Source organism: Agrobacterium vitis, from assembly GCF_014926405.1.
Classification (GTDB): domain Bacteria; phylum Pseudomonadota; class Alphaproteobacteria; order Rhizobiales; family Rhizobiaceae; genus Allorhizobium; species Allorhizobium vitis_H.
On sequence record NZ_JACXXJ020000005.1, the window covers coordinates 1,012,493 to 1,032,833 of the forward strand.

Consider the following 20,341-nt stretch of genomic DNA (forward strand, 5'->3'; position numbering starts at 1 on the left):
CTCAGCCTTTCAGCTTGTCGGCGGCGAGTTCGCCGGCCGTGGTCAGGGTCAAGGGGTTTTTGTTGCCCCGCTCCAGCACCAGCCCGTGGTTGATCAGGGCCTTGATGGTGGCTTCGGTGACGGGGATGTTTCCCACTCGCCAGTGACGCCGCGCGTGAACATTGAAGCGATAGAATCGGATGGCCAGCAGGGCTTCCCGCTGGGCTGGCGTCAGGGTCGCATTCGGATCGGTCACGGCGGGGTTGCTGGCGAGTGGGGTCATGGTGTTAGACCGTCACTTCCGGCTTGCCTTCATAGGCAGGCAGGGCCGTCTCTTTTTTGGCGCTGTCCAGATCGGCACGCACCTGGTCGGTAATGTGGGTGTCCGGCCGGTAGAGGTGGAAGCTCCAGACCACGGCCCCATTCTTGACGCGGTAGCGCAGGCGCACCGGAATGCGGGCCTTGGTGCCCATGAAGAACGGCGCAATGGAAAGAATGAACAGGCCAGGCACGGAAATCTTGGCGCCGGTTGCGTCCCTATGCACTTCCTCGAAAGTGATCTGGCCTTCACCGCTTTGCAGGGTGACGTTGTTCTTGACGCTGCTTTCAACATTGACCTGCAAACCGCGCGACAGAGTAACCAACTCGTTCGGATAGGCGGTTTTCAGGCTGAACACGTCCAGGTATTCGTCAACTTCCTCCTGCGTCGGCGCGGCCAGATCGGGGATATGATCTTCGATCCACTGTGCAAAATCCGTCTGGTTCATGGGCTGACCGTTTTGAGCGACCCATGCCTGCCATTCTTCCGACAACGGGAATGGATATTTGATCCGGTGCTTGCAATTGTCGGCTTCGCCGCCGCTTACCGCCTGATGGTAATCGATCACGGCGGTGATGCTGGGTTTCTGCCAGTCGGTTTCGGCGAAAATCACGCTGTCGCTGGTCTTGTGGCGATTGACCAGACTGATGAAGCTTTCCAGCGTTTTGACTTCCGCTGTGCCGAGTTTGGCGCGGGGCTTTTCACGGTATTCCTCCAGCAGCGGCTTGACGGAAGTCGCCTTGCCGGACTTGCGGTCGATCAAGACCGGGATCTGGGATGGCAAGCCGTGAATGGTTTCCGGCAGTTCAACGCGCGCCAGAGTGGTGCCGGCGTCGTCGGCCATCTCGCGGATGGCGCTGATATCGAGGGTCAGCGGTTGCAGGCTGCCGACGAGGGTGTCAATTTCTGTCATGGTCATGCTCCTTGGGGTTTAAAGGCTGTGAAACTTTGAAAGCGAAGAGGTGAAGGGGTCAGTTCTGGCGTGTGCTTTCGATGACGCGCGGGCCGCCGAACATGTCGCGCTGGCTGGGATGCTCGGTGGAAAGCGCACCTTCATCTGTTGCCCAGAAGACATCGCCCCGGCGCTGCACCTTCGGCGTCTTTGTCTTGATCTCGTTGCTGACGTTGACCATGTCGTTGTGCATTTCGAACTTCATGATCAGGCTGACTTCGCCCTTGAATTTCGTCTTCGGGCTTTCCTGCGAGAGATCGTGCAGAATGGTGATGACCTCTTTCAGCGTGCGCGACAGGTCGGTGTTCAACTCCCCCTGCTCGAGCACGCCCAGCAACACGCTGGCTTCATTTATGACTTTCATCGGATTGGTCCTTTCGGGGTTGGGAAGGCGCTAAAACGGGATGTCGTCATCCATATCGCCGCGGAAATCGCGCCCAGCAGGCGCAGCGCGGCTGCCGGTGTCGCGGCTTTGGCCGTAATCATCCGGGCTATCGGCGGCGGGCGGGCGGTTGGAAGAGTTGCTGCCCAGCATGGTCAGGGTGGCGTTGAAACCGTTCAGCACGATCTCGGTGCTGTAGCGGTCGTTGCCGCTCTGGTCCTGCCATTTGCGGGTTTGCAGCTTGCCTTCGATGTAGACGTGAGCGCCCTTTTTCAGGTACTGCTCGGCAACCTTGCAGAGACCTTCGGTGAAAATCACCACGCTGTGCCACTCGGTCTTTTCCTTGCGGTCACCGGATGTGCGGTCGCGCCAGGTCTCGGATGTGGCAACCCGCAGATTGGCAATCGGCTTGCCGTCCTGGGTACGGCGGATCTCCGGATCGGCGCCGAGGTAGCCGATGAGAATGACTTTGTTGACGGAACCGGCCATTATGCAGCCCTCCCAACGGGAAAGCCGTTATGCTCGACGCCATCCAGCATGCGACCGGCGGCTTTCTTGCCGAGGCGGTGCATGATCGTGACGGGGAATGTTCCTTCATCGCGAGCGCGCATGAAGTCGCCACCGATCTTCAACTGCCGACCAGTTCTATCAAGGCAGATGCCGCCGTTGATCCATGTGCTGGCTTTGTTGACCCACTGATCGAATGTGGTGAACTGACGAAATACGGGCTCTTCATCAGTTGTCCGATAAGCAGCGGTGTGCCACTCGCCCCATTGCTTGAACAGGAATGGCACGCCCGCCGCTGCGCATTGGTCGCGGAGGGATATTACCCAATCGGGATGCATGGGCCGGGCGTTGCGCCCGCTTTCGCCTCCGGCAACAACCCAATCGAGCCATGGGTTTACGACTACAGGTCCAATAAGCGGCTCTGCACTCATCCAATGGATAGCGGCTGGGGTCTCCAGCAGGATGGTAATGCGCTGATCGGCGCGCGCCTGATCTTCAACGGATACGCCAAGCCAGACGTTCGGAAGTGGAAATACCGGCTGTGTGCGATTGTAGAGCGCCCGCATGTCGTCCGAGGCGTGCGGATGGATCGCGGCATGCGCCTCTGAAACGGAAACTGGCCATTTCCCGGCTGGAACGGATTTATACCAGCGATCTCGCAATATCTCTGGATCAACCGAAAGATAGCCCCGCATCCGTTCGGGGCGCTTGGTCAGCACCTGAAAGGTATGGTGTGGCGCCAGCGCCATGACGGCAAAGACCTGATCAATCCATTCGTCCGGCACACCTTCGGCAAACAGATCGCCGTGGGCGCAGACAAAGATCATGCGTGGACGCTTCCATTTCAGCGGCTCGGTCAGCCATTGTGCGTTGAAACGAACCTCTCCGGTCCACACCGGTCCGGCCTTGCTGTCCTTTGTCAGGCCCGCACGGCTGGGATGGTGCTGCAAGCGCGTGCCTGCCAGCTTCATGGCGTAGCAATTGGTGCAGCCGGGTGAGACGATGGAACACCCGGTGATCGGGTTCCATGTGGCGTCGGTCCATTCGATCTTGGTGTTATCGGCCATCACTCACCTGCCTTTTCATTCGCGGCATGGTCGCGATGCAGCCGGAGCGTAACGGCGGTGATGTTCTCCGCGACAGCCGCAATCTTCTCGGCCGCTTCTTCAATGCTGCTTGTGTTGCCGAAGATCAAAACCGCCAGAATGCCGCCCAGTGCCATCACTGCGGCTTCTGGGTTCTCATCCTCGATAAACTCTCCGATATCGTCCGCGAGCCGGGTGGCATTAGCGCGAATTTCAGGATCTTCCATTGTAAAATCTCCTCCAGTTCACCGGCCTTTAGCCGACTTGGAAATATGGGCGAGGTGGGCCAGTCGGCAGGCGTCTATGCGGTCCTGGCCGATCAGGCGGATGGCGAGTTTGATGAAGGCCTCTTCGGCCTTGGCCGGACCCCATGGGGTGATCGCGCCTTTCAGCTTCGGCTGCGGATATTTGCCGATGGGGTAAAGCTCCTGGCCGCGCAGAAACAGCGCGCGGGCCTCGGCGCCCAGCATCATCAGGTCCATATCGTGGACCAGCTTGCGGTGATTGTTGCGCCATGCGGCGGGCGCGGGCAGGCCGAGCGCGGTGTAGATCACCGTGTCCCAGCCGGTTTTCAGCGTCTGCATGGCGCGGCGGAAGGCGACGGCATAGGCGGGGTCTGCCGTCTGCTGGGTGATGATCGCGGCCAGCGCGTCCTGCACCGGGCGGGTCCAATCCCCCACCAAGTATTCATGCCCGTCGTGAAGCAGAAACAGCGCGGCCACAATGGGATCGACGCGCTCGTGCAACAGCGCCTCGGTGCCCATAACGCTGTGCTGGGCAACGCTAAACCCGCCCGCTTCCGGCACGCCATTGTACCGGTTGATGCGCGAAAGCCCTGCGGCCATCTTATAGACGCAGACCTCGCCGACATCAGGCGCAACCATATCCAGCACCGACCCATCGGCGCGGAAAGATGAAACCGGGGCGCGGGCGAGGCGGGTCATGAGCGATTGTCCAGCTCAACGTTGATGCGCGCCTGGAGAAATTGCGGCCAAGCTGGATAGCCAACCGCAGGCGTGCCGCCGAAATGGTATTGCCAGATGAATTCGGCCCGGTCATCCAACGGCAGGTTGGCGGCAAAAGACAATGCCGCCTCTGCCGTGATGCGGCGAACGCGAGATTCGATGTTGTCTTTGCGCAGCCTGCTGTTGTCGCTCCACAGCCAAAAAACCAAGCTGCCGCACCCGAAACCAAAGCAAATCCAGCCCGAGATTGTCCCTGCAAGAATTGTCGCACCGCTGATATCCATCATCGCGCATCCTCCAGCACCAGCATCCGCAATTGATTGCGCAGCATGAAGGGCAGCTCGCACAGCTCGTTCAGCGGGCTGTTTGTGTCGATCATCGTCGATGAATTTATTTCGCGGAACGTAAGGACGATGGCCATTTTCAGGCGGTGGTTCTCGCGGAACATGGCGTCTTGCTCTTGCGGGGTCATGGCGCCACCTTGCGGCAGCCAGTCATATTGAGCTGCCCGGCCTTGATCTGGCGGGCGTAGCGATCGCGCTGGCGCTGACTGGAATGAGGGTGAGCGTATCCGGTATTGATCCGCGTCGAAGATTTGCGCCCGGGTCCAAAGGACCGCCAAAGGCTCATCGTGTGAACCACCCGCAGCATTTCGCGGAGGGCGATTTGGAGAATGTAAGGATTGTTGCGTTGATGAAGCATGGCTGCCTCACACGCTGCAAGCAATCATGAAGCCGATGGCGAGAGCGCAGGGCAGCATGAAAATGATCTGGTGGCGGGCGATGAAAGCGCCGGTGCGGCGCAGGTCAAAGCGGGTGGCGGGCGAAGGGACGCAAAAAGGCACCATCACCAATTGCAGTGATTTGAAAGACATGATCTGTTCCCCGTTGAAGGCCCGGGTGCCCGCCGCCCGGTGGATCTGTAGGGGCAATGGCGGCGGGCCTCGGGGTAGCCACCGTGTGGTTTCGGTGGATGAAGCGGAATATGATGCGGAATGAATTCCGTGTCAACGGGAAATGCGGAAAGAATTCCGTTTTCTGTGGGGAGGGTGTTTGTGGCGACATTTAGAGTCGGCTTTGTCTCGGCAAAAACCGGCAAGCGGAATAACCGGACCATTAAGGCTTTTGATGACTTTGAGGCGCGTGAAAGATTTAAGGGCGAGGCTGTAGAGGGCAGCCTAGTGGCCCAAATGATCCCGCCGGAACCGGCGACCGAGGCGCAGCTTGACTACTTGACGGTTCTTGGGGCTGTCATCCCGGCTGGGTTATCTAAGGATGAGGCTATCGACTTTATCGACGCGACTTTGCGCAAGCAGTCTCCGGCAACGGAAGAGGAGCTGGAGAGAGCGGCCTATTTCCGGGTGACAATTACCAGGTATGCTTCAAAGGGGATGGTCTTTGAGCGTATTTTCCAGCGGCTATTCCATGGCGAAGATTGGCATGGATTGACGGTTTGGTTTGTCTGGAGGGTCTGCCGCGATATGTTTTACCATAGTGGTCAGATCCCGGAAGTTGAGCTTACCGATCCTAAAGTTTCAACGGTGGCCGAAATGCTGATGGCGGATCGTGAATGGCAGCCCGCGCTTAAGCGTTCTTCGAATAAGTCCGTCTGCATGTTTCGATGGTTCGGGGCCTATAAAGGGAACCAGGGCGAGAGCCGGAAGACGCGCGCCTATCAAATGGCGCAGGGCGCCATTGTTAAGGGTGAGCTAGAAATATCTGATAGTTCAAGCGATTAAGACGAAAGCAATTCGTTGACGCTCAAGACGCGGTGGATGCTGACAACGAATTCCCTTGGGAGGCTCACCTCTGATTTCGCAGGATTGTGCTTGCCGATGATGACATGGTTCTCTGTCTTCCGCAGGAAAATTCCGAGCGATGCCTCGACATCAATGTGGTCGCTGGTTTTGCTTTGGACGACGACGACATCGCCCGCTCTGGCTGGGCGGTGAGGGTTGAGGTAAATCAGGTCACCCGGGAAAAACTGCGGCTCCATCGATGACCCTTCGACGTACAGGGCATAGATGTCGCGAGCGCCCATCAAAGCTGGCGGACGGCGGACATAGTCGACGACACCTGGTTCAAGCTTGAACGCGCCCCTGACGAGAGATCCTGCGGCGGTCCCCATGACTGGAACATCCATTGCCATAGTTTGGGGAATTGATGTCGTGGCCTGGACGCTGGAGACTTCCGGCTGCCCAGCGTCCTGTTCCTTTAACGCCTGCACTTCATCGCCGGCTTTGCCGTGCATGATAAACTGCTCGGTGACATCAAAGAATTTCGCCAAGGCGGCGATTGTCCGCATGCTCGGCACCTGATCGGGCTTTCTGAGGAGCTTCGGCAGCGTCTCCTTGTCCAGGCCAATCTCCTTCGACACCCACTGCGGGCCTTTCCCGGTGGATTGGATGAGTTTCGATATTCGCTGCTGAATGCTTTCTGTCATGAGCGGAATACTATCCGCGTTTTGTTTTTCGGTAAGACGGAAAAAATTCCGTTGACGATGCGGAAAACGTTCCGTATCCTTCGTGACCATGATGACATTGCGCGAAAAGCTCATTCTGATTTCCGATACCTATGCTGCGTCTCGCGGCGTTGGTCGCCAGCGCATTTCGACGTTGGTGCTAAATCGCGGCTCGACCCTTGACGCTATTGCGGATGGCCGGGCCGATGTGACGACCGGAACATTTGAGCGCGCCATGCGGTGGTTTTCTGATCGTTGGCCCGATGATCTGGTTTGGCCAGATGGCGTTACCCGTCCAGATCGAGCTCTTGTCCCGGAGGTTGCCGAATGACGCCGCGCCCCGCTGAACGTTCCTCCCGCGCCGGGTTTGGGTATTCCCCGGTGCAATCTTGCCGCCGGATTGGGGTTTCCCGGTCGTTGTGCGGCTCTCCTGCCGGGGTTGGGGGCTCCCGGTTTCGGCAGGAGGATTTGTCTGGGTCATATCGGCCTCGCAAATAAGTAAGTTCTAAAGTTAAGTCCCTGTTTCTGTTGCGGTTTTATCCGCCTGCGCGGGGCAGTTCACGAAAACAAATCGGCAAAAAATATCCTTGACTTCTGAGGAGGGAAACGTGCGCGCAATTAACAAAGATCAGGCCGCCGCCTTGAAGGGCGCCACCCGCCGCGCAGTGCAGATGGCGGGCACGGCGGAATGCTTTCAGCACACAACCCGCGTCGGCAAGGCGCCGCTGTCCAACTATGCCAGCACGTCCGAGGATAACGCGGAAAAATTCATGCCGCTCGACATCGTGTTGGAAGCGGACCTTGAGGCCGGATCACCCGTCATCACCGAGCAGCTGGCCCGCCTGCAGGGCTATCGCCTGGTCAAGGATGAGCCGGAAGCGGCGCCGAGCGGGCTTGGTTTTATTGATCTGCTGACCATGGACAGTTTTGCCGCCGCGCTCAAGACCGCCGTCGTCGAGGCTTTGGACGATGGGCATATTTCCACGGGTGAGGCCCGCGATATCGGTCGTGAGGGCGAGCGGGTCATCAAAAAAGTGCGTGAAATCATGTGCAAAGCGGGGGCAAGCGTATGACCCCGGTTGAACAAAAACTTCACGACGCCCGCCGTCGCCATGACCACGAAATCAACGTTGCGGCCTTTGCGCCCAGCCCGCCGATGGACCGGCGCACCTGCCGGAAGTGCGGATCGACGCTGACGATGGCCGAGGTAATCGAAAAGCACTGCATCCGCTGCGCCGAAATTGTCGAGGAAGTGCGGAGGGCGCTGCTGTGATGGTCGCGGCAGAAGCGGTTCTCGACCTGCCTGCATCGGTGACGTTTGACGCCGGATCTGGCGTCGTGTCCGGCGCGGGCTTGAGCGTGCGGCTTGCTCATCGTGAAGCGCAGATCTTCGAAGCGCTGTGGGATGCCAAGGGTCGCAATGTTTCGTCTGGAATGTTGGTCGAGCTGGTGTACGACATGAATGACGAGCCGGAAGATCCAGCTGGAAACATCCACACCTTTATCTCAAGGATGCGGCGTCGGTTGGCTGTTTATGGGATTGCGATCCATTCGCGGCGTTTCCAGGGCTATTGGGTTGAGGTATCACGGGGTGGCCGTGAAAAGATTGCTCCCATTGCATTGCAGGAGCATATGGGGTTTCAGCGATCGCTCGGCGTGATCATTTACGACAAATTGGTGATTGCCGCCCTACGTGCCAAGGCCGAGCAGCATGATTGCCTGCCGCAGCATGTGGCGCTGGCGCTGCTGAAGGCAGTCGTCACCGCCGATCTGATCGACGCGGTGTTCGACGGCGACCCGCCGCAAGCCTTCGTGCGGGTGCCTGCCGTCGTGGCTGGACCGCCTGCCAAAGCGACGCAACGCCCGCCCTTGAGGCTCGGGGCCACGCAACGCCGCTTTCTGGAGTGGTTTGCCAGCCAGCCGCCCGGGCCGGTGGAACTCTCAACCAACCAGATCGCCGAAACGCTCAGTGCCGAACGCTGGCGTGCGCACGAAATCCTCCAATCGCTGACGCGGCGCGGGTTTCTTGAGGTTGCACAGCAAGGCAAGCGCGGCGGTCAGCCGACATTCTATCAGCTGGTGCGGGGTGACGTGGCATGAACTACGTCGATTTCCTCAAAAACAAAGTCCAGATGGCCCCGCAAGGCGGGTTTGATGTCTCGCTGGACGAAATCAATCCCATTCTCCTGCCCCATCAGAAGGCGATGGTCGTCTGGGCCTGCCGTGGTGGACGGCGGGCGGTGTTCGCCAAGTTCGGCCTTGGCAAGTCTGTCATTCAGATCGAGATCCTGCGCATCATCACTGCCAGGTTCGGCGGTCGCGGGCTGATCGTCACGCCGCTTGGCGTACGGCAGGAATTTCGCCGCGATGCGCATATGCTGGCAACCGGCGATCACCCGCGCATTACCGATGCGCAGCGCGCCGAGCTGCGAGCTTGGCAGGCGGGTCGGCCTGATCGTATCCCAACGTTTGAATTCATCCGGTCGATTGATGATGCCAGTGCCACCGGCCTCTACATGACCAATTACGAGACGGTGCGCGACGGGAAACTGGACCCGCACCTGTTTGAGGCTGTCAGCCTCGACGAAGCGTCCTGCCTGCGCGGCTTCGGCGGCTCCAAGACGTTTCGCGAATTCATGCGGCTGTTCGATGGGGTGCGCTTCAAGTTTGTTGCCACGGCCACGCCAAGCCCCAACCAGTTCATTGAGCTTCTGGCCTATTCCGCCTTTCTCGAAATCATGGATGTCGGGCAGGCAAAGACCAGGTTCTTCAAGCGCAATTCCGAAAAAGCCGACAGCCTGACCATCCACCCGCACAAGCAGCGCGAGTTCTGGCTGTGGGTGGCGAGCTGGGCGCTGTTTGTCCAAAAGCCGTCCGATCTCGGCTTTTCCGATGAAGGGTATGACCTGCCTGCCATGGTGGTGCATTGGCACGAACTGCCTGCCGACCATACCAGCGCCGGTGCGGAAAAGAACGGCCAGTCCCGGCTGTTTCGCAATGCCAGTGCATCGCTATCGGATGCCGCCCGCGAAAAGCGCGACAGCCTGCCGGTGCGGATTGCCAAGATGATGGAGTTGCGGGCGGAAAACCCCGATGCGCACCGGTTGATCTGGCACGATCTGGAAGCCGAGCGGCTTGCCATCGAGGCGGCGATCCCCGGCATTGCCACTGTGTATGGCAGCCAGGATCTCGATGCGCGCGAAGAGACGATTTGTGCCTTTTCCGATGGTCGGTTGCCGGAGCTGGCGGGCAAGCCGTCGATGCTCGGGTCCGGACCCAACTTTCAATACCATTGCTGGTGGGAAATCTTCCTCGGCATCGGCTTCAAGTTCAACGACTTCATCCAGGGCGTCCACCGCATCTACCGCTTCATGCAGGACCACGAGGTGCGCCTCGACCTCATCTACACGGAGGCCGAGCGACCGGTGCGCGACAATCTGCAAGAAAAATGGCAGCGCCACGAGGAGCAGATGCAAATCATGACCGACATCATCAAGGAATACGGCCTTTCCAGCGCCGCCATGGCCGCCACACTGCAACGCTCGCTTGGCGTCGACCGAATCGAGGTGTCCGGCGACGGTTACCGGCTGATCAACAATGATTGCGTGCTGGAAACCCAGACGATGGCCGCCGACAGCGTTGACCTGATCGTCACCTCCATCCCGTTTTCGACCCAATACGAATATTCGCCGAACTACTGCGATTTCGGCCATACCGACGATAACGATCATTTCTGGCAGCAGATGGATTTCCTCATTCCCGAACTGCTGCGGGTGCTGTCACCGGGCCGGATTGCTGCCATTCATGTGAAGGACCGGATCGTGCCGGGCGGCATGACGGGGCTGGGCTTCCAGACCGTCTATCCTTTTTCGGATGATTGCGTTGCCCGCTTCAAGCAGCACGGCTTTGCCTTCCTGTCCCGCAAGACCATCACGACGGATGTGGTGCGGGAAAACAACCAGACCTACCGGCTCGGCTGGTCGGAGCAGTGCAAGGATGGCAGCCGGATGGGCAACGGCATGCCGGAATATCTGCTGATTTTCCGCAAGCCGCCCTCCGATGCCTCAAACGGCTATGCCGATCGGACGGTGAAGAAGGACAAGCGCCAATGGAGCGGCGCCGATGGTGCGTGGTCGAATGAGACCGGCTATTCCCGCGCCCGCTGGCAGCTCGATGCCCATGGTTTCATGCCAAGTTCCGGCAATCGGCTGTTGCCCATTCAGGATCTGGCCGGGTTGGAGCATCACCAGATCTTCAAGCTCTGGAAACGCTACTCGCTCGAATCTGTCTATGATTTCGAGCATCACGTGAAGATTGCCGAACACCTGGAAGAGCGGGGCATGCTGCCCTCGACCTTCATGCTGTTGCCGCCGCATTCCAATCATGACGACGTCTGGACCGATATCACCCGCATGCTGTCGATGAATACGCTGCAGGCGCAGGCGGGCAAGGAAATGCACCTCTGCCCGTTGCAATTCGACATCGTCGACAGGGCTATCAGCCAATATACCGAGCCGGGTGAAACGGTCTTCGATCCGTTTGGCGGGCTGATGACGGTGCCTTACCGGGCCATCAAGCTCGGCCGCAAGGGCATCGCGACGGAATTGAACCCGGCCTATTTTCTCGACGGCTGCAAATATGTCGAGGCGGCGGCCCGCGACATGGCCATGCCCAACCTGTTCGACCTGCTGGAGGCGGCACAGTGAGCAGCGCCAGCAGCAAACCACCAGCCGCGCCAGGCCTCTACGTCGTCACCAACAACCCGCAGGCGGCCGCCATCGATTTCTTTCATTGCGATCTGGAGCTGATGCCTGCATGGGCGCGGATCGTCAGTGATGTCTCGGGTATCCCGGCGATCCCGACCGACGCCAAGGTGATCAATCGCTGGTATGGCGCGGGCGGTCTGTTTGAACAGCTCTGGCGCGAAGAGCGCCAGCGGCGGAAATTCGATATGGATTATGCCGCCCATGTGGCCACGCTTCAGGCCTGGCATGACAAGCGGTGGGCCGTCGATGCGCCCGCCACACCGGCGGAGCCGTCACCCGCACCCTCCGCGTCGGTTTCCTCTCCCTCGGCGGCCAGTCATCCGGACCAGGCCGCCCCGTCTTCCCTTCCCAGAAAATCGAGGTGGTCATGATCGCACTGGATCTCTTCGGGCCTTGTTCTTTGTCCCCGGTAAAATTCGCAAGCCTTTCCCCCGCAGATCAGACGCTTTGCGTCCGCCTGATGTTTGAAAAAATGTCGGAAATGCCCGCTGCCACGGGCTTGAAAGGTGATGGTATGCAGCGGATCGGCGCGGCGCGCCATCAGGTCAACATGCCAGACCAGCGGGAACGCCACCGCTGCGAACGAAGCGATGATGACGATCTGTCTGCGCCCGCCTCGAAAATCCTGCGGCTGTTTTGTGCCGAAGATGGGCCGATCAGCATGCCTCATGCTGAAATGGAGCGTCGGGCGGGCCTGACCAAAGGTTCGGTGCGCTGGATATTGGAAAGCCTGAAGGAACGCGGACTGATCATCTGCCTTCGCGCTGGCAAAGGCCCGCGTCAAAGCACCTGGTCGGTCACCGACGCCGGTCGTCTTGCCATCGCGGCCATTGCGCCGGAGGCGGCCGATGCGTGAGGACCGGAAAATCACCCTGATCATCGCCCCCAACCGGGATGCGGCGGCAAAGACCTGTGATGCCTGGCAGGTGCCGCGTGGCCGCCTTGGCGATGGCCGCGCGCTTCGCGTCATCACCTGCCCGGAAGGCCTTCGCGGCTGGCACGAAGGCACGGCCTGCCTGATCGATTTCAATCTGTTCGGCCGGGAAGACGTGCGGCTGAAAGACCTGGCGCAAAGCCTGCTGGCCAGCGGCCGGTTGCGGCGAATCGGCTTCAAGGAATTGCGCGAATTGCGTGGGGAGATGGTTTGATGAGCGGATTTCAACCAACGCTATTCGGTGGCGCTGCCAAGCTCGCTTATGACGATGCGGTCGAGATGACGCTCCAGTCCATGCAAGCCTATGGCAAGGATCATGACCACTGGGTTTTTGCGTTCTCCGGCGGAAAAGACAGTACCGCAACGCTAACCGTCGTCATCCATCTGGTCGATGCTGGGCTTTTACCCATGCCGAAGACGATCAGTGTCCTTTATGCCGATACGAGAATGGAGTTGACGCCGCTGTCAATCGCGGCGGCCAGCTTGCTCGACAGGTTGCGGGCGCGCGGCATTCATTGCGAGACGGTCTATGCGCCCATGGACCATCGGTTTCTCGTCTATATGCTGGGCCGCGGCGTTCCGCCTCCAAACAATAACACCTTCCGCTGGTGTACGCGGCAGATCAAGGTCGAGCCGATGACTGCGGCCTTGGAGCGGCGCATCAATGAGCTTGACGGCTCCATTCTGATGATTACCGGCGTGCGCCAAGGCGAAAGTGCCATACGAGATGGTCGCATTGCCATGTCCTGCGGCAAGGATGGTGCTGAGTGCGGGCAGGGCTGGTACCAGCAAGTGGTGCCGGAAGCGAAAGGCATCAAAGGCCGGATCGCCACCCTTGCGCCCATTCTCCACTGGCGGGTCTGCAACGTCTTTGACTGGCTAAAAATCTACGCCCGTATGGAGGCTTACGGCGCTTGGGACACTGTGGCCGTCGTCGATGCCTATGGAGGTGACGAGGCGCAAGAGATCAACGCTCGAACCGGCTGCATTGGTTGCCCGCTTGCTACCAAGGATCTGGGCTTGATGACCGTGATCCGCGTTCCATACTGGTCATACATCGAACCATTGATGGGCCTGAAGCCGATCTATCGCGAGCTTCGTGAGCCTCGCAACCGGCTGAAAAAGACCGGCATAGACAGCAACGGTGACGTTGCCACCGCCAAAAACAAGCAGCGCATGGGGCCTCTGACCTTCGAAGCCCGCTTGAATGCGCTCGACCGCATTCTGTCTATCCAATCCCAGATCAATGTCGAAGCTCTGCGTCTTGGTCGGCCCTTTGTCGACATTCTCAACGCCGAGGAAGAGGCGAGGATCAGGGAGCTGATTGCTTTGAAGACGTGGCCGAACGGTTGGGATGGTGATGAGCCGATAGCTGACACGCCCATGGATACCGTCTTCGCGGACGGATCTGTCCAACCGTTGTTCTTGTGAGGCCGAAATGCAACGTTCCCTCCCACTGCTTATGCCAAGGACTAGCGTTACACGGTCCTTACGTGTCCTCGTTGGATGCGAGTTCACCGGTACAGTCCGAGATGCATTTCTGGATCGTGGCCACGATGCGTGGTCTTGTGATCTCCTCCCCGCTGAAAATGGACATAATCGACACATTCGGGGCGATGTCCGCAATTACCTCGCTGATGGATGGGATCTTCTCATCGTCGCCCATCCGCCATGCACTCGGCTTTGCCGCTCCGGCCGCCGATGGCTTTCAGGTCCCGGCGACATGACCCAGCCGAAGAAGTTACCGAACGGTAGGACGTGGGAAAGCATGAAAGCGGAGTTCGAAGACGGCGTGGACCTTTTCGTCTCGTGCTGGCGGGCGCCGATTGACCGGGTGGCCATTGAAAACCCGGAGATGCATGATCTCGCTAAGGCTCGTATGCCAAAGGATCTGCCGCGTCCTCAAATCGTTCAGCCCTTCTGGTTTGGCCATCCAGAATACAAGGGCACGGGGTGGTATCTCCGCAATCTCCCTTCGCTGCAGGATACTGATAGACTTCACGAGCCGGCAAAGGGCAGCCCTGAGTGGAAAGCATGGAACCGGGTTTGGCGCATGTCGCCCGGCCCCGACCGTGGCAAGGAGCGAAGTCGTTTTTTCCTCGGTATGGCAGCGGCGATGGCCGACCAATGGGGTGGCTATGCTCACGAGCAGTTTCATTTGGAGGCTGCCGAATGACCAGCCCCATCATCGACGATTTCGTCACCCGGGCCCGCGATGTCACCGTGTCGGATGCTATGGATCGGCTCGGGATCGTAGAGCCCAAAGGCCGCACCGAATATCAGGGGCCGTGCCCGCGCTGCCATGATGGCACGGACCGGTTTTCCGTCAATCGCACCAAGAATGTCTTCAATTGCCGGACCTGCGGTGGCGGGCGCGATGGGATCGGTCTGGCGGCTGTCTGGCGCGATCTCGATCTGCGCAACCGGGCGGAATTTCTGATGGCCTGCGGCCATGCATTGGGCGAGACGGTGCCAGCCGAGGGCGAGCAGGAAACGGAAGAACAGCGCCTGGCGCGCGAACAGCGGGCAGCCGATAGCCGCGCCAAGGCCTACAAGAAGCGGGCCGAAAACGATGCCAAGGCCGATCAGCAGCGCCAGAAGGCCATCAACCTCGGGCGCAACCTCTGGCTCAATGCCCTGGATTGCCTTGCCGCTGGCCAGCGTGAGGCGGAAGGCTATGCGCTGATCCGCAGTTACCTGCGGTTTCGCACCGGCTTCTGGCCGCATGATGGCGTGTTCGAGCATATCCGCTTCCTCCCCCGCGCCACCTATTATGGTGTCGACGAATGGAAGCGGCCCATGTCGATCTATGTCGGCCCGGCGCTGTCCATTCCCTTCGTCAACCTGGACTTCCGGATCACCGGCAGCCAGCAGCTCTGGATCAATCTCGCCAACAAGCCGAAATTCCGCCCGGTGTTGCTCGATGCGGAGGGCAAGCCGCTGTCATCGAAGAAAATGCACGGCGTCAAGAAAGGCTCGATCCTGCCGGTGTTCGGCAATCCGGAGGCCAAGCGCTGGGTAGTTGGCGAGGGGATTGAAAATCCCGCAGCCTGGGCCGGGCCGGAAGGCTGGCGCGAAGACACCTTCTACCTCGCCGCCGGCGACATCGGCAATCTCGCCGGTCCACGCGACCCGGCCTCGGATTTCAAACACCCGACGCTGACGACCGTCGACAAGATCGGCCGGGCGCGTCGTGTCAATGTGCAGGGTCCAAAGCCAAAGCCGGACCAGGCGCCGGACGATGCCATGCAGGTTCCCGCCCATGTGACCGAACTGCTGGTGCTGGCCGATGGCGATAGCGAGCCGGTGCAAACCGCCGCCTGCCTCGCCCGCATGGCCGCCCGCCTGAAGCGACCGGGGCTGGATATCCAGATCGTCTATCCGCCCGAAGGGACGGATTTTTCAGAAGCGTTTGCTGATGGTGTCCGCCATTGGGCTGCCTCAGGAAGAGAATTCCCGGCTTTTTTGGAGTGTGATGATAATGGCTGATCCAAAGAAGCCGGATCTCCCGCAGGAAGTCCATCAGATTTTGCAGATGGCAGCCGCCCAACGCCAAGGCTATGCGCCAAACCCCGAAACCCCTGAAGACCCCTTAGGTGATGCCCCCGCTGCGTTGGCCGGTGACAGCGATCCTGATGAGGCCGTGGTGGAATTCTGCGCCGAGCTGGACCATTCCGACACCGACAACGCCACGCGGCTCCGGCTGCACTTCGGCGACGACATGACGGTGATTGCGCAGGAAAAAGCCAAAACCCCGCTTTATGCCGTCTGGACTGGCAACCATTGGGATGTTGCAAATGGCAAGCCCAAGGCCCTGGCCATTGCGCAGCGCCTTGGCAGTCGGATCGCTGCGGAAATCAAATACATAAAGCCGAACGAGTTTGAGCAGTTTCTGATCGATACCGCCAAGGATGCCCTGGCAAAGAAAGAAAGCGAGCGCGATGCAGACGAGCGGAAGCTGGTTTCGGCAGCACAGGCGGCGTCCGAATCTCATGGCAAGCGGGTGGCGAAGCGGCTGAACCATGCGGTCACATCCAAGAATGTCGCCCGGCTGAATGCGATGCTGGAATGCCTTTCGCCGCATATCATGAAGTCGCCGGACGATTTCAACGCCGATAAGTGGATGGTCGCGGTCAAAAACGCCACGCTGCGGTTTGAGCGCACCATGACCCGAAAGAAGAACGCACGTCACAAGAGCGTCGAGGAAACGCCGGATGCACCGGAATATCTACAGGTTTGCACCAAGGCTGAATTGAACGTCACGCCCGGCCATCGCCGCAAAGATCTGATCACCCATGTTGTCCCGGTCCGCTATGATCCGAAGGCAAAGTGCCCGCAATGGGATGCGTTTCTAAACAGCAAGCTACCCGACGAATCGGTCAGACGGCTGGTGCAGGTCAGTTCCGGGCTCAGTTTGCTGGGCGTATCGGTGCAATATCTGTTTTTCCACTATGGCAACGGCGCCAACGGAAAATCCGTCTACATGGAGACTTTGTGCCGGATTATCGGCGAAGCCTCGGTGACGCTGCCATCAAGCAGCTTGATCGGCGAGGGCGGATCATCGGGCAGCGCCAGCCCCGATGTGGCCCGCCTGTACGGAAAGCGGCTGCTGCGCGTCAAGGAACTGCCCGAGGGTGAGGATCTGCGCGAGAACCTGGTGAAGGAACTGACCGGCGGTGAGACCGTCACGGCACGTGACCTGTTTTCCGGCTATATGGACTTCCAGCCCTTGTTCATCGCCATGATGAGCGGCAATGGCTATCCTAAGATTAGCGGCACGGATGACGGTATCTGGCGGCGTATGGCGGTTATCCATTGGCCGCGCCAGATCGCCATAGAGGATCGCCGCGACTTTGAAGAGGTCGTCCAATCTTTCGTGCCAGAGCATTCCGGTATTTTGAACTGGCTGATCGAGGGCGTGTTCATCTACCTGCGGGAAGGTCTTGTCATCCCCGAAGCCGTCAAGGTGGCAACGCAGCAGTATCGCGATGACATGGACCGCACGGCGGCTTTTGTGGCGCGCTGCGTGGTCAAGAATGAGAACGCCGAGCCTGTAGAGGGCAAGGTGCTGTATCAGGCCTATTGCGACTTCACCATCGACCAGGGCGGCAAGCCGATGAATGTCACCGTCTTTGGCCGGGAAATGGGCAAAAAATTCGCCAAGGATCGAACCTCTGGTATCGTGCTGTATCGTGGCATATCTCTCGTCAACGTCCCAGATGTACAGCAAAGCGCCCCGCTGTCCCGCCATTCCGACGAACCGTTCCCGAGCGGCCCGGACAGCTATGGAAGCCCATTCTGACCGGCATTGACGCTTAAGGTTGCATCATGGCATCAATTCAGGCCAGTGGGTTCTTTGCAGTTTTTGCAAACAATGGAGGGGATGAGGATGAAGCGCGCTGGTTTGGTCGTGGGTGTATTATTGGCAACTGTTGGCGCACCCTCGGCCGCTGATAAGCCCGGCAGTGAGTTTCTGACCGGTTGCGCCTTGGCGGATGACATGAAGATGTGCGAGGTGCAGCAGGCTCAATTCATCAAATGGTATCCACTGGCGCTGAAACGAAGTTATCAAGGCCAGAGGAATGTTGCCTACTGCCAGCGCACTGGTTGTGACAGCGCCGTGCAGGTCGATGTTGTCAACGCTTGCGCATGGCGAATAGTCATTATGGCGTCCGATGCGACGTTGGATTCGAGTGATGCATCCAACTATCGGATCGATTGCGCGGGGGTCGGCTCTACTGGATTTGCCGACGCCACCATCATCGCCAAACAACTGTTTCGAAAAATATACAAGCGTCCGATGCCTGATGTTGATCCGCCTATGTGAGCAAACCCCGCAACCCCTGAAGCTGCGCAGGCTATCGCCGCAATTTCCGCCGAATTACGTTCGGCGCAACACAAAAGTCTTGGCTTATTCGAAAACCTCAACTACCACGGTTGTAGCGCGCGTCTGTCGCGTCGGCCCTTAGGCTCAACGCCCTTCCCCGGAACCCCCTCGCCGACCGGGAAAGTCGAAATAACTGTCTGAAATCTGACAGTTTTGACAGTTCATCTGACAGTCACACCGACAGTTTAAGGCGAAATTCACCAACGATATCAACAAATCCTGACAGTTCGGATAGTTTTTCGACCCTATACGTATAAGGGTTTGGGGAGGTCGGGAGGTTGGGGCTGGATTTTCTCTATATGTATGTGTGAAATAACTGTCAAAACTGTCTAACTTATTGTAATATATAAACATAACTGTCAATAAACTGTCAGGTCAACTGTCAAAACTGTCAGAAAGTATTTCTCATGAAGAAAATGAGCATTGAAGCCTTTCTGAATTGGGCTTTCACGAAAGAACTGTGCAAAGTCGGGTCTGGATCAAATGTCGGTCTGGCCTCAATTCCATCGTCTTGGGGGATGATCGGCTCATACGCGGCTTTGGGCACGATGATTGACCGCAGCCCGAACGGGTACGGTGTGATCCCGGATTTCATTGAGGATGGCTTGCCGCACGCCGACGCAGTGCGGGCAGGGGACGCTGTGCGGCAATTGGCTTCTGTCGCCCAGGATATTCCAGAAGGCTGGAACCTCTTTCCGGAATGGTCGGATGACCATGGTCTGGTTGCCGCCGAGGTTGAGCGTGTGCGAGCCGAGGTGATGATCAAGGGCGATAGGCTGGCTGGCAGTCATGTGGCCGCGCTGGTCACCACATGCGCCATTCTCAACCGTGGCCCCGATTGGCAGGCATCGAAACCACGCGAAACCATGATTGCCGACAAGGATGGCACGCCACGCTGGTTTTGCCAGAGGACATCGAAGGATGCCTTTGGCCGGTCCTACACCATCGAAACGGACGGCTATAACCGCCGTGCCCGCAAACCGCACCGTGGTGCCTACCACAAATACCAGCTTGCATCGTCCATCCGGGGCGCAATCCTCGACCGGATGGAATGGCAACAATGGCAAGCAGCCCTCGCCATCCTCGCCGCTGATCTGCAAACTGATTTGCTAGCCCATGAAATTCTGCCCTTCGAGCCGGATCTTGAGCCGTGGGTGAGCGAAGAAAAAATGCAGGAATGTGCATAGTTCATTGAAAATACATCGAAATAATCGCAATTGCGGTCAATGGACGTCGGCCAAAGTTTGACATAGGTTGAACACACTGAAAAAGGTAAGAAAAACCCGCTGGCGGAAACGCTCGGCGGGTTTCGCATTTCCAGCCGATGGAGGCGACCATGAGCCCCGCCGCTGTAATGGCGGCTTTCAGTGAGAGGCGATGATGCCTGGTGCTGTTCTGGGTTAGCAGCAAGGTACACGACCAGACATCTATAAGCGGCCCAGCGGTCGCCTCGATCAATTCGGAGTGTATGTCATGGCTGATCTGACCGTTCGTTGGGGCGATGTATCCGGCGTAAAGCGTCTGGAAAATGCCATGGGGCGGCTGGATGGCCCGCAAAAGCGGATCGTCTTGCAGCGTGCGGTCAATCATACCGGTGACAAAGCCCTGACACAGGTCAGTCGCACACTGGCAAAGCAGACCGGACTGCCATACGGCGTCATCAAGAAGGCGTTGAAGGTTCGAAAGGCGACGGGAACGGGTATAAGCCGGGACACTGGCGAGATCGTCTCGTTTACCGATGCCTCGTTCAACTACACGATCACATCTCGGGGCGGCGATATCGCCCTGAAATACTTCAAGGCCCGGGAAACCAAGGCTGGTGTGACCGCTGCCCCATTCGGCAAGCGCACCCTGTTCGCCGGCACATTCATGAAGGGCGGGCGTTTCCCTGGTCGGGTGAATGCACCTTCCCTTCACGGTCACGTCTTCCGCCGGGCGGGAAAAGGTCGCAACCCTATCGAGCTTCAAAACTCTGGTGTGGTCATTCCAGCCGAGATGGTCTCAGGCGCAAGCGCCAAGGTCTTCACCGAGACCGTCGAGACTAACCTGCCGACGCGCGTCATGCATGAGATCGGGTATCTGATCCCCGGTTTCTTCGAATAAAA

General features: G+C 58.8%; 29 protein-coding genes. 17 read left to right on the top strand and 12 right to left on the bottom strand.

The features are described from left to right. Position 1: 1 nt before the first annotated feature. From IEI95_RS15815 to IEI95_RS15865, 11 genes are read right to left on the bottom strand one after another with little or no spacing between them, the layout of a single operon-like run. Positions 2-262, bottom strand: coding sequence for a hypothetical protein (locus IEI95_RS15815; RefSeq protein WP_194416708.1), 261 nt, complete (start codon positions 260-262; stop codon positions 2-4). A gap of 4 nt (positions 263-266) precedes the next feature. Next, on the bottom strand, positions 267-1,211 hold the full coding sequence (locus tag IEI95_RS15820; RefSeq protein ID WP_194416709.1) for a DUF2303 family protein: 945 nt from the start codon (positions 1,209-1,211) through the stop codon (positions 267-269). Between the two features lie 58 nt (positions 1,212-1,269). Beyond that, positions 1,270-1,614 carry a YfdP family phage-associated protein gene (locus tag IEI95_RS15825; protein ID WP_070150669.1) on the bottom strand — a complete coding sequence of 115 codons (345 nt, stop codon included), beginning with the start codon at positions 1,612-1,614 and terminating at the stop codon, positions 1,270-1,272. 30 nt (positions 1,615-1,644) lie between these two features. Next, positions 1,645-2,121, bottom strand: coding sequence for a single-stranded DNA-binding protein (locus IEI95_RS15830; protein ID WP_194416710.1), 477 nt, complete (start codon positions 2,119-2,121; stop codon positions 1,645-1,647). Then, the gene (locus IEI95_RS15835; protein ID WP_194416711.1) at positions 2,121-3,206 is read right to left on the bottom strand and encodes a phage Gp37/Gp68 family protein; all 1,086 of its coding nucleotides are present in this window, start codon (positions 3,204-3,206) and stop codon (positions 2,121-2,123) included. Before IEI95_RS15835 ends, IEI95_RS15830 begins: the two co-directional genes overlap by 1 nt. Beyond that, the gene (locus IEI95_RS15840; protein WP_194416712.1) at positions 3,206-3,451 is read right to left on the bottom strand and encodes a hypothetical protein; all 246 of its coding nucleotides are present in this window, start codon (positions 3,449-3,451) and stop codon (positions 3,206-3,208) included. Before IEI95_RS15840 ends, IEI95_RS15835 begins: the two co-directional genes overlap by 1 nt. Positions 3,452-3,469: 18 nt before the next feature. Further along, the gene (locus IEI95_RS15845) at positions 3,470-4,168 is read right to left on the bottom strand and encodes a hypothetical protein (protein ID WP_194416713.1); all 699 of its coding nucleotides are present in this window, start codon (positions 4,166-4,168) and stop codon (positions 3,470-3,472) included. Beyond that, a complete protein-coding gene (locus tag IEI95_RS15850; RefSeq protein ID WP_194416714.1) occupies positions 4,165-4,476 on the bottom strand; it encodes a hypothetical protein in 312 nt (103 codons plus the stop codon). Before IEI95_RS15850 ends, IEI95_RS15845 begins: the two co-directional genes overlap by 4 nt. Continuing rightward, positions 4,473-4,661, bottom strand: a complete 189-nt coding sequence (locus IEI95_RS15855; protein WP_194416715.1) for a hypothetical protein — start codon at positions 4,659-4,661, stop codon at positions 4,473-4,475. Before IEI95_RS15855 ends, IEI95_RS15850 begins: the two co-directional genes overlap by 4 nt. Beyond that, positions 4,658-4,891, bottom strand: a complete 234-nt coding sequence (locus IEI95_RS15860) for a hypothetical protein (protein WP_194416716.1) — start codon at positions 4,889-4,891, stop codon at positions 4,658-4,660. Before IEI95_RS15860 ends, IEI95_RS15855 begins: the two co-directional genes overlap by 4 nt. A gap of 7 nt (positions 4,892-4,898) precedes the next feature. Beyond that, positions 4,899-5,063, bottom strand: a complete 165-nt coding sequence (locus IEI95_RS15865) for a hypothetical protein (RefSeq protein WP_194416717.1) — start codon at positions 5,061-5,063, stop codon at positions 4,899-4,901. Between the two features lie 180 nt (positions 5,064-5,243). On the opposite strand from IEI95_RS15865, the gene IEI95_RS15870 reads away from it, so the two are divergent. Then, positions 5,244-5,927, top strand: a complete 684-nt coding sequence (locus IEI95_RS15870) for a hypothetical protein (protein ID WP_194416718.1) — start codon at positions 5,244-5,246, stop codon at positions 5,925-5,927. Here IEI95_RS15870 and IEI95_RS15875 read toward each other — a convergent pair. After that, on the bottom strand, positions 5,924-6,745 hold the full coding sequence (locus IEI95_RS15875; RefSeq protein ID WP_194416719.1) for a LexA family transcriptional regulator: 822 nt from the start codon (positions 6,743-6,745) through the stop codon (positions 5,924-5,926). The two genes, IEI95_RS15870 and IEI95_RS15875, sit on opposite strands and share 4 nt — an antisense overlap. On the opposite strand from IEI95_RS15875, the gene IEI95_RS15880 reads away from it, so the two are divergent. The 16 genes from IEI95_RS15880 to IEI95_RS15950 all read left to right on the top strand — a co-directional run bounded on the left by IEI95_RS15880 (position 6,723) and on the right by IEI95_RS15950 (position 20,339). Further along, positions 6,723-6,980 (top strand): hypothetical protein, encoded by a 258-nt coding sequence (locus IEI95_RS15880; protein WP_156621505.1) that lies wholly within the window; start codon positions 6,723-6,725, stop codon positions 6,978-6,980. The two genes, IEI95_RS15875 and IEI95_RS15880, sit on opposite strands and share 23 nt — an antisense overlap. A gap of 277 nt (positions 6,981-7,257) precedes the next feature. Beyond that, positions 7,258-7,722 carry a hypothetical protein gene (locus IEI95_RS15885; protein ID WP_156621503.1) on the top strand — a complete coding sequence of 155 codons (465 nt, stop codon included), beginning with the start codon at positions 7,258-7,260 and terminating at the stop codon, positions 7,720-7,722. Further along, complete coding sequence (locus IEI95_RS15890) at positions 7,719-7,922, top strand: hypothetical protein (protein WP_194416720.1); 204 nt, start codon at positions 7,719-7,721, stop codon at positions 7,920-7,922. The genes IEI95_RS15885 and IEI95_RS15890 overlap by 4 nt, the downstream gene beginning before the upstream one ends. Beyond that, the gene (locus IEI95_RS15895; RefSeq protein ID WP_194416721.1) at positions 7,922-8,749 is read left to right on the top strand and encodes a helix-turn-helix domain-containing protein; all 828 of its coding nucleotides are present in this window, start codon (positions 7,922-7,924) and stop codon (positions 8,747-8,749) included. Before IEI95_RS15890 ends, IEI95_RS15895 begins: the two co-directional genes overlap by 1 nt. Further along, a complete protein-coding gene (locus IEI95_RS15900; protein ID WP_194416722.1) occupies positions 8,746-11,355 on the top strand; it encodes a DNA methyltransferase in 2,610 nt (869 codons plus the stop codon). The genes IEI95_RS15895 and IEI95_RS15900 overlap by 4 nt, the downstream gene beginning before the upstream one ends. Continuing rightward, positions 11,352-11,786: a hypothetical protein gene (locus tag IEI95_RS15905; RefSeq protein ID WP_194416723.1), complete on the top strand. Its 435-nt coding sequence runs from the start codon at positions 11,352-11,354 to the stop codon at positions 11,784-11,786. Before IEI95_RS15900 ends, IEI95_RS15905 begins: the two co-directional genes overlap by 4 nt. Next, a complete protein-coding gene (locus IEI95_RS15910) occupies positions 11,783-12,271 on the top strand; it encodes a winged helix-turn-helix domain-containing protein (RefSeq protein ID WP_194416724.1) in 489 nt (162 codons plus the stop codon). Before IEI95_RS15905 ends, IEI95_RS15910 begins: the two co-directional genes overlap by 4 nt. Then, the gene (locus IEI95_RS15915) at positions 12,264-12,563 is read left to right on the top strand and encodes a hypothetical protein (RefSeq protein ID WP_070150682.1); all 300 of its coding nucleotides are present in this window, start codon (positions 12,264-12,266) and stop codon (positions 12,561-12,563) included. Before IEI95_RS15910 ends, IEI95_RS15915 begins: the two co-directional genes overlap by 8 nt. Then, a complete protein-coding gene (locus IEI95_RS15920) occupies positions 12,563-13,780 on the top strand; it encodes a phosphoadenosine phosphosulfate reductase family protein (protein ID WP_194416725.1) in 1,218 nt (405 codons plus the stop codon). The genes IEI95_RS15915 and IEI95_RS15920 overlap by 1 nt, the downstream gene beginning before the upstream one ends. Before the next feature lie 125 nt (positions 13,781-13,905). Further along, entirely contained in the window at positions 13,906-14,076 is a 171-nt protein-coding gene (locus tag IEI95_RS29805; RefSeq protein WP_420481793.1) for a hypothetical protein, read from the top strand. After that, positions 14,073-14,525 (top strand): hypothetical protein, encoded by a 453-nt coding sequence (locus IEI95_RS29810; protein ID WP_420481794.1) that lies wholly within the window; start codon positions 14,073-14,075, stop codon positions 14,523-14,525. Before IEI95_RS29805 ends, IEI95_RS29810 begins: the two co-directional genes overlap by 4 nt. Then, positions 14,522-15,838, top strand: coding sequence for a hypothetical protein (locus tag IEI95_RS15930; RefSeq protein ID WP_194416726.1), 1,317 nt, complete (start codon positions 14,522-14,524; stop codon positions 15,836-15,838). The genes IEI95_RS29810 and IEI95_RS15930 overlap by 4 nt, the downstream gene beginning before the upstream one ends. Continuing rightward, entirely contained in the window at positions 15,831-17,651 is a 1,821-nt protein-coding gene (locus IEI95_RS15935) for a DNA primase family protein (RefSeq protein ID WP_194416727.1), read from the top strand. The genes IEI95_RS15930 and IEI95_RS15935 overlap by 8 nt, the downstream gene beginning before the upstream one ends. An 87-nt stretch (positions 17,652-17,738) precedes the next feature. Beyond that, positions 17,739-18,176 carry a hypothetical protein gene (locus IEI95_RS15940; RefSeq protein ID WP_194416728.1) on the top strand — a complete coding sequence of 146 codons (438 nt, stop codon included), beginning with the start codon at positions 17,739-17,741 and terminating at the stop codon, positions 18,174-18,176. A 467-nt stretch (positions 18,177-18,643) separates the two neighbouring features. Continuing rightward, positions 18,644-19,423 carry a hypothetical protein gene (locus IEI95_RS15945; protein WP_194416729.1) on the top strand — a complete coding sequence of 260 codons (780 nt, stop codon included), beginning with the start codon at positions 18,644-18,646 and terminating at the stop codon, positions 19,421-19,423. A 286-nt stretch (positions 19,424-19,709) separates the two neighbouring features. Beyond that, positions 19,710-20,339, top strand: coding sequence for a phage tail protein (locus tag IEI95_RS15950; protein ID WP_194416730.1), 630 nt, complete (start codon positions 19,710-19,712; stop codon positions 20,337-20,339). The last annotated feature ends 2 nt before the right edge of the window (positions 20,340-20,341 follow it).